Source organism: Flavobacterium sp. FlaQc-57 (assembly GCF_044007395.1).
Taxonomy (GTDB): Bacteria; Bacteroidota; Bacteroidia; order Flavobacteriales; family Flavobacteriaceae; genus Flavobacterium.
Window position 1 is genome coordinate 412,613 of the sequence record NZ_JBIPDA010000005.1, and the last position, 13,106, is coordinate 425,718.

The 13,106-nt window shown below is 35.1% G+C and carries 9 protein-coding genes; 6 read left to right on the plus strand and 3 right to left on the minus strand.

What is annotated here, in order from left to right; genetic code table 11:
- The first annotated feature begins 7 nt into the window (after positions 1-7).
- The 6 genes from ACHRVZ_RS17315 to ACHRVZ_RS17340 all read left to right on the plus strand — a co-directional run bounded on the left by ACHRVZ_RS17315 (position 8) and on the right by ACHRVZ_RS17340 (position 4,770).
- Entirely contained in the window at positions 8-664 is a 657-nt protein-coding gene (locus ACHRVZ_RS17315) for a DUF6891 domain-containing protein (protein WP_395424137.1), read from the plus strand.
- A gap of 84 nt (positions 665-748) precedes the next feature.
- Complete coding sequence (locus ACHRVZ_RS17320) at positions 749-1,675, plus strand: aspartate carbamoyltransferase catalytic subunit (protein ID WP_116754346.1); 927 nt, start codon at positions 749-751, stop codon at positions 1,673-1,675.
- Positions 1,676-1,799: 124 nt separating this feature from the next.
- Entirely contained in the window at positions 1,800-2,132 is a 333-nt protein-coding gene (locus ACHRVZ_RS17325) for a ribonuclease Z (protein ID WP_395424138.1), read from the plus strand.
- A 170-nt stretch (positions 2,133-2,302) separates the two neighbouring features.
- Entirely contained in the window at positions 2,303-3,208 is a 906-nt protein-coding gene (locus ACHRVZ_RS17330) for a ribonuclease Z (RefSeq protein ID WP_395424139.1), read from the plus strand.
- Between the two features lie 93 nt (positions 3,209-3,301).
- Complete coding sequence (gene pdxH / locus ACHRVZ_RS17335) at positions 3,302-3,946, plus strand: pyridoxamine 5'-phosphate oxidase (protein ID WP_395424140.1); 645 nt, start codon at positions 3,302-3,304, stop codon at positions 3,944-3,946.
- Positions 3,947-4,257: 311 nt separating this feature from the next.
- Positions 4,258-4,770, plus strand: coding sequence for a CAP domain-containing protein (locus tag ACHRVZ_RS17340; protein WP_395424141.1), 513 nt, complete (start codon positions 4,258-4,260; stop codon positions 4,768-4,770).
- A 128-nt stretch (positions 4,771-4,898) separates the two neighbouring features.
- Here the strand turns inward: ACHRVZ_RS17340 and ACHRVZ_RS17345 are convergent, their stop codons facing one another.
- From ACHRVZ_RS17345 to ACHRVZ_RS17355, 3 genes are all read right to left on the minus strand, one after another.
- On the minus strand, positions 4,899-6,833 hold the full coding sequence (locus ACHRVZ_RS17345) for an OmpA family protein (protein WP_395424142.1): 1,935 nt from the start codon (positions 6,831-6,833) through the stop codon (positions 4,899-4,901).
- A 12-nt stretch (positions 6,834-6,845) separates the two neighbouring features.
- A complete protein-coding gene (locus tag ACHRVZ_RS17350) occupies positions 6,846-7,763 on the minus strand; it encodes a type IX secretion system membrane protein PorP/SprF (RefSeq protein WP_395424143.1) in 918 nt (305 codons plus the stop codon).
- A gap of 166 nt (positions 7,764-7,929) precedes the next feature.
- Positions 7,930-13,106, minus strand: a 5,177-nt coding sequence (locus ACHRVZ_RS17355) for a gliding motility-associated C-terminal domain-containing protein (RefSeq protein ID WP_395424144.1), incomplete at its 5' end; no start/stop codon positions are given.

Sequence of the window (13,106 nt, forward strand, 5' to 3'; positions counted from 1 at the left end):
TTAAAAATTGAAAAATAATATCATGACAGAGAATGAAACGTTTATTTATGAATCAATTTTTAATCAGGTCAGAATGGGATTTCTTTCTCTTGATGAGATTCAGGAGAACATCTTAGAAGAAATTGAAGACAACGAATTTGCAGATGAAATCTCAGAAGAGTGGGCTTTTGATAAAATAAGAGAAGAATACCAAAAGTTGCTGGCAGAAAGTAAACAATGGAAAAGTCCAACAGATACTGAAAGACTAATTAGAGCGTTTGATGAATTGTGCGACGAGAATATATTAGCACTTCACAATGCAGGTTACACTACAACAGATGGTGAATATGAAGTTGTTGAGGTAGAAAGAGAATTGCAGGAAAACGAAGTTGAGTCTGATGGTTATTGTTTTTATCACGGACAGGATTTGGCAAGAGCAGTTGCTGTTGAAGATTCGAATTTGTTTATTGCTTTTCAGAAAGTAGACAATTCTGATGATGCAGTTACAATAGAAGTAGGTAAGCGAGTTGCCGAAGTTTTAATAAACAACGATTTTAGAATAATCTGGAACGGTTCTGCAAAAACGAAAATTGAAATTCCGGGTTTCAGATGGCAGAAGATTTTTGATGAAGATGCAAGAGATCTGCAGGATTACAGTGAGGTTGTAGACAGAATGCTTCAATAGAGTAGTTGCTCTTTGCAGCAACATTGAAAGACTGAGTATTTCAGAAATTCGAGAATTTGACAAATAAATATTAAAGAAATAAAAATGAAAGAATTAAGCGTAAATCATTTATTAGGAATAAAATACATCAACGAGAATGATATTAACCTGATTTTTGAAACTGCCGATCATTTTAAAGAAGTCATTAACAGGCCCATTAAAAAAGTTCCTTCATTACGAGATATTACCATTGCTAACATTTTCTTCGAGAACAGTACCAGAACAAAACTTTCGTTCGAGTTAGCACAAAAGCGATTATCTGCTGATGTTATCAGTTTTTCAGCAGCTCAGTCTTCTGTTAAAAAAGGAGAAACACTTATTGATACTGTAAATAATATCCTTTCGATGAAAGTTGATATGGTTGTAATGCGCCACTCCAATCCCGGAGCGGCTTATTTTTTATCTAAAAATGTCAAAGCAAGTATTGTAAATGCAGGTGACGGAGCACACGAACATCCAACACAGGCTTTATTAGACAGTTATTCGATCAGAGAAAAACTGGGCGATGTTACAGGAAAAAAAGTAGTTATTGTGGGAGATATTTTGCACTCCAGAGTAGCTTTGTCAAATATATATGCTTTGCAAATGCAAGGCGCCGAAGTTAAAGTTTGCGGACCAAAAACATTGATTCCAAGATATATTGAATCGCTAGGCGTAACGGTTGAACCTAATTTGCGAAAAGCACTGGAATGGTGCGATGTAGCCAATATGCTTCGTGTACAAAACGAACGCATGGATGTGAACTTTTTCCCATCAACGCGTGAGTATGCACAACAATATGGAGTAGATAAACCGCTTTTAGATTCTCTTGGAAAAGAAATCGTTATCATGCACCCGGGACCAATCAATAGAGGAGTAGAGATTACATCTGAAGTTGCAGACTCTGATCATTCTGTGATTTTGAATCAGGTTGAAAACGGGGTTGCGATTAGAATGGCAGTGATTTATCTTTTGGCTTCTAAGATTCAGTAATTTTAAAATGTTTGAGGTTTTAGGTTTCACGTCGTAGGACGTTAAGCTAGGCAAACCTGAAACGTGCAACTTGAAACAAAAAAATTGTACCTTAGCTCTCGCATTAGAGCCTATAAATTATAAAATGAAAGTAGATCAAAAAGGACATACCGTTACAATTAAAAATACCCAAGGAGATTTTAATTCTTTTTTGGAAAAAGTAACGCAACAATTTAAAACCTTTGAAAAACAAAATATTATAATCGATTTATCTGCAGATGCCGGATTAACCGATAAGGATGTAAAACTTTTTTTGCCACTTGTAAAGCAACAAAAAAAAGCAAAAAAATCATTTGTAATTGTTGTTTCTGATTTTGACTTTAATGCTGTTTCTGATAAATTGATCGTGGTTCCTTCTCTTTTAGAAGCGCATGATATTATCGAAATGGAAGAAATCGAAAGAGATCTTGGATTTTAGAATCGTTTAATTGTTTATTTGTTTAATCGATTTTTATTTGATGTTTTAATTCTTGAGCAATTAACTAAAATAGCGAATAAATTAATTTTTTTTCACTGTTTAATCGATTTTATCTGAGATTCTAGTTTTGTACGATTAAACAATTTACCAAATAAACGAATAAACAAAAATTGAAACTAACGATACTAGGCTGTTATGCCGCGACTCCCAGAACAATTACCAATCCAACTTCGCAGGTTTTAGAAATTAAGAACAGATTGTTTTTAATTGATTGTGGCGAAGGAACTCAGGTACAATTGCGAAAAAACAAGATTAAATTCTCAAAGATTAATCACATTTTTATTTCGCATTTGCATGGAGATCATTTTTTTGGATTAATAGGTACCATTTCGACCTTTGCTCTTCTAGGGCGAACTACTGATCTTCATATTTACGGACCAAAAGGAGTAAAGGAAATTATTACTTTGCAACTTCGATTATCGAATTCGTGGACGACTTATAAATTGTTTTTTCACGAGTTAGAATCTACAGAAAGCGAAGTTGTTTTTGAAGATCATAAAGTAATCGTAAAAACTATTCCGCTAAAACACCGTGTTTATACCAACGGTTTTTTGTTTCAGGAAAAAGCAGGTGAAAGAAAACTTAACGTAGATGCAGTTCAGCAATACGACATTCATACCGCATATTATCAAAAAATAAAAAATGGTGGCAATGTTACGCTTGATGACGGAACTGTAATTGAGAACGAGAAATTATCTTTCGATCCAATTCCTTCAATGAGTTATGCGTTTTGCTCCGATACAGTTTATAATGAAGATATTATTCCGATTATAAAAGATGTTGATATTCTTTATCATGAATCTACTTTCTTAGAATCTGAAGCTGCTCTGGCTCAGAAAACGTTGCACTCAACAGCAAAAGAAGCTGCAAATATTGCACTTAAAGCAAATGTAAAACAATTGGTTTTAGGGCATTATTCAACCCGATATGATGGCATTGAAGCTTTTAAGAAAGAAGCTGAAGAAATTTTCCCTAACGTTCTGCTTGGAGACGACGGAAGAAGTTTTGAATTTTAGTTTTTTAAAAAGCTAAGGTTCTGAGTTGCTATGTTTTTAAGGTTTCTTATCTAAGAAGTCTAAATGTCCAATAATTTAAAAATCTAAAAAAAAATGAACGATTTAAGTAATTATAGAAAATCTTATGAGAAAAGTGAATTATTAGAATCTAATATTCCTGAAGATCCCATTAATCTTTTTAACAGATGGTTTCATGAAGTAGAAGAATTTGGTGCAAGTGGAGAAGTTAATGCGATGACGGTTGCAACAATTGGATTAGATGGCTTTCCGAAATCCAGAGTGGTTTTATTGAAAAAATTTTCGGAGGAAGGTTTTATTTTTTATACCAATTATGACTCAGAGAAAGGAAAAGCAATTACTGCAAATCCGCATGTTTGTTTGTCATTTTTTTGGCAGGAAATGGAACGTCAGGTGATTATTAAGGGAATTGCAGAGAAAACTTCTGAAAATATTTCTGATGGTTATTTTGATTCTCGTCCTGACGGAAGCAAGCTGGGAGCAATTGTGTCTAAGCAAAGTGAAGTAATTCCGTCAAGAACTTTTTTAGAAGAGAATTTAAAAAAATTAGAGAAAGAATTTGAAGGAAAACCCATTCCAAGACCTGAAAATTGGGGTGGATTTTTAGTAACTCCTTTAGAAGTAGAATTTTGGCAAGGCAGACCTAATAGATTGCACGATAGAATTCGTTATCAAAGTCAGTCTGACTTCTCATGGAAGATAGAACGACTATCTTCTTAATTGTAAGAAAATTAAACAGAAGTAAAAAATAAGATGTAGTTCGTCGATTAACTTTGTGGTTTAGTGGTCTTAATAGATTACGCGATAGAATTTGTTATCAAAGTCAGTCTGATTTTTCATGGAAGACAGAGCAATTACCTGCTTTATTGTAGGAAAATTATATAATTCGTAAAAAATATGATGTAGTTCATCGATTAATTTTGTAGTTTAGCGATAAATTGAATAAGTTTGAATAAGAAACATAGCAATTTATATAAATAAGGTTTAAAGAATTTGCCCCAACATTTACTTTAAGATTTAAACTACTGATTATGAAAAAGATGATGCGCAACATGAAGTTCGTTGTAATAATTGCAATAATTGTTACAATGAACTCATGTTCAGCTGATACCGCAGAAGGGGCTAATGATACTACTACAACTGAGGCTCTGGTTGAAAGCTACAATTACAATACTGCAGAGTTAGAAACGATGAAATTGATAAATGATTATCGTGTAAGTATTGGTTTAAATGCTTTAGAAAGAATAAATCACATTTCTTTTAAATGCGAAGAGCACAACAAATATATGATTGGTAATAATGTTGTCAATCATAATGATTTTACTTTACGTTCAGATAATCTTATAAAAGTTTTGGGTGCGACGCGAGTTGGCGAAAATGTTGCCTATAACTATATAACTTCTGAAGCTGCCGTAAGAGCTTGGCTGGATAGCCCTGGTCATAAAGAAAACATCGAAGGAAATTTTACTCATTTTGGTTTGTCGGTAACAACTGATTCTAAAACAGGAAAGAAATACTACACTAATATCTTTGTTAAGATTTAGATAAAAATATTGGACTGGTTGGTTTTTAATAGTCGTTGTAATTCTGAGAATTGCAACGACTTTTTGGTATAAAAAAAGCTGCCTAAAATTTTAGACAGCTTTTAAAAAAGTATGATAATCTTAATTAACTACAATGCAGTAATAATAAATTCGCTACGTCTGTTCATTTGATGTTGTTCCTCTGTACAATTCACTCCATCAGAACAGCCATTTACAAGTTGGGTTTCACCGTATCCTTTTCCGGTTAATCTATTTGGAGCGATACCGTTTTTAACTAACCACTGTATGGTCGATTTTGCTCTTCTGTCAGACAATGCTTCGTTGTATTTGAATGTGGCGCGACTATCGGTATGTGAACGAATATCCAATTTCATTTTTGGATTATTGTTTAATACATCAAGTATTTTTTCTAAATCCAAAGCGGCTTCACTTCTAATGTTTGATTTATCCAGATCAAAATAAATCATTTTTATGCCAAAGCATTTTCCTAAATCGTCACCCACAGTTACTTTGCAAATTGATTTATCTAAAGCAATTGGCAAGTTTGTTTTTCCGGTTATTTTTCCAATAGTAACGCTAACTTCTTTGGTCGTATAATCTTCTTTTTCAGCTCTTACATTATATGTTTTTCCGCATTCAACAGCAAAACTATATGATCCGTTTGAGTCTGAAATGGTATTGTTTTTTATAACAGATTGATTGTCATACAAAGTTACTTTTGTTCCCGGTAAAATGACATTCGTTTCAGAATCGGTAATAATTCCGGTTAATTCCTGAAGACATTTCAGTCTTCTGGTTTCTAAAAACTTATAAATATCATCAGAACCTTGTCCGCCATCTTTGTTGGAACTAAAATAACCTCTTCGGGTTGCGGGATCGATGATATAAGCAAAATCATCTTTTGGAGAATTAATATCAGAACCAACATTCTGAATGTTACTTATGGTTCCGTTATTTTCAATTTGCCCCACAAAAACATCTAAACCTCCTAATCCAGGGCGTCCATCTGAAGCAAAATAGATTTCGTTTTCGCTGGTTACATATGGAAACGTTTCTTTTCCTTCAGTATTAATTGTTTTGCCTAAATTTTCAGGTGAACCATAACCGTTAGTATTGATACTCACTTTATAAATGTCTGACTGTCCAAAAGTTCCAGGCATATCTGATGCAAAGTATAAAGTCTTTTCATCAGGACTCAGTGCCGGATGTGCAGTGCTGTAATTGTCACTATCGAACGGAAGTTCGGTTATGTTCCATTTATTATTTTCGAGTGTTCCTTTGTATATTTTTACTAAAGTAATTTTGTTGTCATCTTTTCCTTTTTTACCGTTTACATAGTTGTTTCTTGTAAAGTAAACTGTTTTTCCATCTTTTGTAAAAACAGGAGATGATTCGTGAAATCTTGTATTGATGGATGTTTTAAACTTATTTACTTTAGCGCTGCTGCCAGTTGTTGGATCAACGTCGGCCACATAAAGATTTGTAAAATATTCTCCTGTCCATTTGTGTTTGCGTTGAGAGAAATTACCTGTGTCTCTTGCTGAGGCAAAGTATATTTTGTTATCGTATACAAACGAACTGTAATCTGAATATTTCGAATTTATTCCGGCATCTTCAATTTTGTATCGCCCTGAATTTGCTTTAATCTGGTCGAGGTAATTTACATTTTCTTTAAAGAGTTTTCCTCTGTTGTCGTTTTTAAACTTGGCGCTAAATTCGTCCAGAATTTTATTTGCTTTATCTGTCTGACCAGTTGATTTTAAAGACTGTGCATATCTGTAATAATATTCGGGTTCAACAGTCGTATTCATGGCAAACAGTTCTCCGTACCATTTTGCTGAACCTTCAAAATCAGAATTGAAATAATAAGAATTTCCAAGTTTTTTAAATATGTCCTCAGACTTGTATCCTTTTTCTGCTATACGTTCGTATGTCTTAATAGCATCGATATAGGCGTAGTTATCGTACTTTTTATCTGCAGAATTCACTTTTGATTGCTGTGAATAACTGTCAAACGAAAAAGAACAAATAAATGTTAAGCAAAAGAGTATATAATTTTTCATAATCATTATTTTTTAGAAGAAACGTGGGGTTGTCATTTTACCATTGTTTTTGAAGAACTCATAACGCAGGAATATCTCATGTGATCCTGAATTGTAGTTATTTAAGTTTGTGGTTTCACGATCGTAACCATATCCTATGTAAAGACCATCTGTGATTTGAAATCCAACCATTGCACTAACTGAAGCGCTCCATCTGTAAGCAACACCAACTACAAACTTGTCCATAAACATAAAGTTGGCTGAAACATCTACCTGCAGCGGTGCTCCTTCGACCATTTTGGCGAGCACAGCAGGTTTGAATTTTATGTATTGGTATTTATCCAAATCAAATACGTAACCTCCCATTAAATAATAATTGATTTTGTCTTTGTAAATGGCGACATCATTATCATCATAGCGATTGGTTTCGATAAAGTTTGGGACTGATAAACCTATATATGCTTTATCAGAATGCCAATAAACACCAGCTCCTATATTGGGTGAGAATTTGTTATTTAGATCCTGAAATTGTGGATCTCCCTGACTCTCCGGATTTAATTTTGTTACATCGAGATTGAACAGGTTTGCCGTTCCTTTGATCCCAAACGAAAGTTTAAAGTCGGCTGAAGTTTGAACAGTATAAGAGAGATCCACAGAAAGATTATTTTCGTTGGTTGGACCAATTTTATCATTAACTAAAGATACCCCCACACCCAAATTGCTATTGTTTATTGGTGTGTTTACAGAAAAGCTGCTTGTCTCAGGAGCTCCGTCCAGCCCAACCCATTGGGTACGGTATAATCCAAAAACACTTAAAGCTCCTCGTGAACCGGCATAAGCAGGATTTATGTTTATAGTATTATACATGTATTGCGTAAATTGTGCATCTTGTTGCGCATAACCAGCAATTGTTACAAACATAATGACGAAGAAAAATAATTTTGTTCTCATAGTAGATATGTATTATTTTAATTATTACTATTGATTTTTTTTATCAATTAAGATTCTAAAAAAAGTCAATGCATTTGTATATTCAAAAATAAGGATTTTTTTTATTAATTATTTGTAAATATTATTGTAAAACTTTATTTCACAGTGATTTGTGTGTTTGGTTAGTCTATTTTGATAAATATAGATAACCATCTTTCTTATTATTTTGAATTACATTATTTCCGTCTAATGATTTGTAATTTATAATGTAAAAGTAGGTACCGGTTGGCAATCCATCAGATTGTTTAATTGTTGTTCTACCTCTCGATGTTCCGTCAAAAGCATTGGTTGTATTGTTATAATTTTGAGTTTCAAAAACCAATATTCCCCAACGATTATAGATTTCTACATTATTTTCAGGATAACATGTTGTATCATCTATACTATCGATAGTGAAAACATCATTTATTCCGTCTCCATTTGGTGAGAACGCATTATGCACTACAACATTTCCACAGGCCAGTACTTTACAATCATCATTTACATCCATGTTTAGTAAAATACTTCTAGGACAATTCTGGTCAGCTATTACATATTCGAACGTATAATTACCAAGTGCTAAACCAAGTGGATTAAATGTACTTCCTTGTATACTATTAGTATTTCTACTGTCAACCCAGGTTCCTGTTGTTGGAGTATTCTCCGGAAGTAATGAAAGTAAATTAATTAACGTTGAATCGTCATTACAAGCTTTGCTTGCAATAGTGGTTGTACCTCTTGGTGCTACTATTATAGTAATAGTAGCTGTGTCACAATTCTCGGAGCTTAGTTTATCACAAATTTGATAACTGTATGTATAAGTTCCTGTAGGTGTCAAACTTGTTACAGTTACGTTTCCTAAAGCATCAAAAGTGATGTTTGGATCTGTTTTAGTTGTATTTCCGTTTTGAGCTAACAGAGTAAAGTTAACAAGTTCTAATGTCGCACGAGTTATGCCTTTTACATCATTACTTAACACATTACCAACTACTCCAAATGTATTACAGCCAATATTACTGTAAGTATCATCGTTTGCAACTACAGGTGTAGGTGGAGCAGGAGGATCAGATACTATAACGGTTACAATTGCTGTATCGCAGTTTCCAAAATCGCCTTTTTCGCAAATTTGATAAGTCAGTGTATACGTTCCGCCGGGTGTGTTCGCTGCAACATCAATCGATCCGTTGGCATTTAGTGTCAATGCGCCTTTAGGGTCCGGAGTTACGGTTGTAATTGTGATGTCATTTGCAACTACAGCAGAACCGTTTAGCGTATCATTAGTTAATATATTAAGAACATTTGTTTGTGCCGTGGTTCCACTAATTGGCCCTGCATTATCATCATTTGCAACAATTGCAAACGTAGGTCTAAGCGTACAATAAGGTTCAGATGGCGGGTAACTTACAGTAATAGTCTGACTTGGATTAAGTGTTATAGTCAAATTAGCACTTGGACGAAGAGTTTCAAATCCGTCTGCGCCTTGAATCCATTTATTATTTTGAAAAATCCATCCTGGCCAGTCAATACCTTTACCACTTTCATCAACTACAGCTCCAGGCCATATTACTCGACCGCTAAGAGGTAGGTCATTCATTGTTGTGATCACAGTATTACTACTATTTGCCCATGCAATTGTTACACCACTTACCGGAGTGAAATTCACAGGAGTAACCACGTAATCAATATATGGAACATCGTTTACACAAATTCCGGTTGCAGTAACTGTTATAACTGGTGCTTCAATAGTAATCGTAACAGTCGCAGTATCACAATTAGTAGTTTGATCTGCCTCACAAATTTGATATACTAATGTTAATGTGCCTACTGGTGCATTTGGTAAAACATCAACAGAACCATTAGCATTTAATTGTAAAAACTCATTTGGTGTTACCGTTGTTATAATTACATCAGAAGCAGTTATAGCCACACCTTCAAGCGTATCGTTTTGCAATACATTTAAAACATTTGGTGTTGTATGATTAACTCCAGCGATAGGTCCCGCAGTATCGTCATTGGCAACAATATCAGAGTATACTTTGCAGTTTACTCCAAAATCGGCATCTAAATGAACCAAATCCTCAGGAGTTACTGTTACAATATATCCGCTTGCACCACTAGTTGTTAGACATACGGTGTGTACTTGAGATTTACTAGTTTTATCAGTTGTTTTTTTGTCTGTTCCTGATGGAAGAACTTTTACTAAACCAGTTGCTCCCAAAGCAGCGGCAACCGCATCCAGATTAGCATCTTTCACCAATTTAATTGTATAGTCACCGTAAGGATTTGGAGTTTCAGGTCTGCTTCTCCAGAAACCTTCAAGACCTATTATTACTTCATCATGAAATCCGTTTGGACCATCAATTATTACGTTTGAACTTAATGAATTTCCAAAACCACCTGCATTTAATTCTCCAACATTCGTTGGACCTGCATAGCTTCCATCTCCATTTAAATCAATCCATTCCCATTGGCTATAATCAATAGCGCCATTGCTATCCGGAATATTTTTGGTTACTATACCATCATTATTTGCATCATACCATTCGTCCTGAACTCCGTTGTTGTTAGTATCATACCAAACATAATCTCCTAAAACAGGTAAATTCGATTTTCCATATTCAAAATTATGTTCCTGAAGAATACAGTCTTCAAGTTTAGTAAAGAATAAACTTGAATCGATAGGATACAATTGATATGCACTATTTAAATTCGCATCTTGAACCTGAACCAAGTAGCTTCCGGCAACCATTCCTGAGAAATTGTAAAGTCCGTCAGCACCAGTTATACGCATTAAAATAGGTCCGGTTGTAGTGCCTTGCGGAACCAATGTAACAGGTACGTTCGCAATTGGTGCATTGGTATCTTTATTTATAATTTGTCCGGATATTTTAATAGTATATGTTGGTTGAGTAATTACAACTGTTGCAGTTGCAGAACAAGTTTGGTTTTCGTTGTTTACAGCAGATGTTGCTGTAAGTGTATATGTTCCTGCAGGTAAATTAGTGTTTCCAACAATTTCATTGTTTTGATTTCTAATAACAACAGTTGAACCAGGGCTATTTGTAATTAAAATCAATCCGTCTTTTCCTCCAAAACAAGTTACGTTAGAAGCAACTCCTGTAACCGAAACTTTATTTTCGACAGTAAAGGTTTGTTTCAATTCGGTTTTATTACCCGCACAATCGGTCAAAGTATAAGTTCTGGTTAAGATGTATGCATTTCCATCACAACCGCTTCCTTCATTATTAGAATCACTTACAGTTACATTTACAGTACTACTGCAATTGTCTGCGGCATCTTTTATATCATTTGGACTTCCAACAGGAATATCGGCTATACTTTGTAAGTTAGCAACATTAGTAGGAGCAGTTCCAGTAGGAGCAGTTGTATCTCTAACAGTTATAATTTGAGTATAAGTTGCTGTATTTCCGCCACAATCACTTGTTGTCCATACACGAGTTAAGGTATAATTTGTAGCACACTCATTTTCGATATTACTTTTAGTTTCTTTAAGAACAATTGGCAAATCTCCATTACAATTATCTGAAGCCTCGATAGTAGCAGGCTCAGGTACAGCATCGCAAGAAACTGTAATATCAGTAGGAAGATCTCCAATAAATGTTGGTTTAGTAGTGTCTTGAATTTTAATTACTTGTGTGAAAATATCAGAAGTATTTCCGCAATCATCACTTACAGTCCAGGTATTGGTGTAAGTTCCTGCATTTGAGCAGCCTTCAGAAGCTACAAAAGAACCGCTTACTTTTACAATATTCGAAACATCAGTATCGCAAGAATCTGTAGCAGCTGGGAATAATGCTTGCGCAGAAGTTAAAGCAGCTGCATCGCTGCATTCTATAGTTTTATCTAAAGAAGCCACTTCAGTTGACCATGTTGGTTTAGTAGTGTCTTGAATTTTAATTACTTGTGTGAAAATATCAGAAGTATTTCCGCAATCATCACTTACAGTCCAGGTATTGGTGTAAGTTCCTGCGTTTGAGCAGCCTTCAGAAGCTACAAAAGCACCGCTTACTTTTACAATATTCGAAACATCAGTATCACAAGAATCTGTAGCAGCTGGGAATAATGCTTGCGCAGAAGTTAAAGCAGCTGCATCGCTACATTCGATAATTTTATCTAAAGAAGCCACTTCAGTTGACCATGTTGGTGCAGAAATATCTTGTACAGTTATTACTTGACTAACCGGAAGAGAAGTGTTTCCGCATGCATCTACAGCAGTCCAGGTTCTTGTAATTGTATAGCTACCGGAACATTTACCAGGAATAGTTGAATCACTAAAAGTTAATGAAGAAACAATTCCATTATTATCAGTTGCAGTCGCAGTTGCAAATACTGGTTCAGAAGGACAATTAATTGTAGAAATTTCAGGTAATGGATCTACAATTGGTTTAATAGAATCTCCATCACTAATAGTAACCGATTTAGTTATTGAACACAAATTACCATCTTTAACAACAACAGTATAAGTTCCTGCTATAAGTCCGCTTGCTGTGGCGTTATTTCCTCCGGAAGGAGACCATTCATAAGTATATCCTACAGCTCCTCCAGAAACATTTACTGTTGCTGTACCGGTAGCTGCTCCTCCACAAGCTATATTTGTTTGCGAAGTTGTAGCTGTTAAAGCCGTTGGCTGATTGATGGTTACCGTTCTGGTTATTTGACAAAGATTAGCATCTTTAATCGTTACCGTATAAGTTCCCGCTCCCAAACCAGTAGCAGTAGCTCCAGTCTGAACAGGAATTGTATTCCATGAATAAGTATAAGTTCCGGTTCCACCAGTTGGTAGAGCAGTTGCAGTACCTGTTGTTGAAGCGTTACATAGCACATCTACTTGCGAAGTTGTAGCTGTTAAAGCCGTTGGCTGATTGATGGTTACCGTTCTTGTTATTTGACAAAGATTCGCATCTTTAATCGTTACCGTATAAGTGCCCGCTCCCAAACCAGTTGCAGTAGCTCCAGTCTGAACCGGAATTGTATTCCATGAATAAGTATAAGTTCCGGTTCCACCAGTTGGAAGAGCAGTTGCAGTACCTGTTGTTGAGGCATTACAAAGCACGTCTACTTGCGAAGTTGTAGCTGTTAAAGCTGTTGGCTGATTGATGGTTACCGTTCTGGTTATTTGACAAAGATTCGCATCTTTAATCGTTACCGTATAAGTGCCCGCTCCCAAACCAGTAGCCGTAGCTCCAGTCTGAACCGGAATTGTATTCCATGAATAAGTATAAGTTCCGGTTCCACCAGTTGGAAGAGCAGTTGCAGTACCTGTTGTTGAGGCATTACAAAGCACGTCTACTTGCGAAGTTGTAG

Bases quoted from the DNA above. Each gene is read 5' to 3' on its own strand.
- ACHRVZ_RS17320 (WP_116754346.1), top strand. From the start codon at position 749: ATGAAAGAATTAAGCGTAAATCATTTATTAGGAATAAAATACATCAAC.
- ACHRVZ_RS17325 (WP_395424138.1), top strand. From the start codon at position 1,800: ATGAAAGTAGATCAAAAAGGACATACCGTTACAATTAAAAATACCCAA.
- pdxH (WP_395424140.1), top strand. From the start codon at position 3,302: ATGAACGATTTAAGTAATTATAGAAAATCTTATGAGAAAAGTGAATTA.
- ACHRVZ_RS17340 (WP_395424141.1), top strand. From the start codon at position 4,258: ATGAAAAAGATGATGCGCAACATGAAGTTCGTTGTAATAATTGCAATA.
- ACHRVZ_RS17345 (WP_395424142.1), bottom strand. From the start codon at position 6,833: ATGAAAAATTATATACTCTTTTGCTTAACATTTATTTGTTCTTTTTCG.
- ACHRVZ_RS17350 (WP_395424143.1), bottom strand. From the start codon at position 7,763: ATGAGAACAAAATTATTTTTCTTCGTCATTATGTTTGTAACAATTGCT.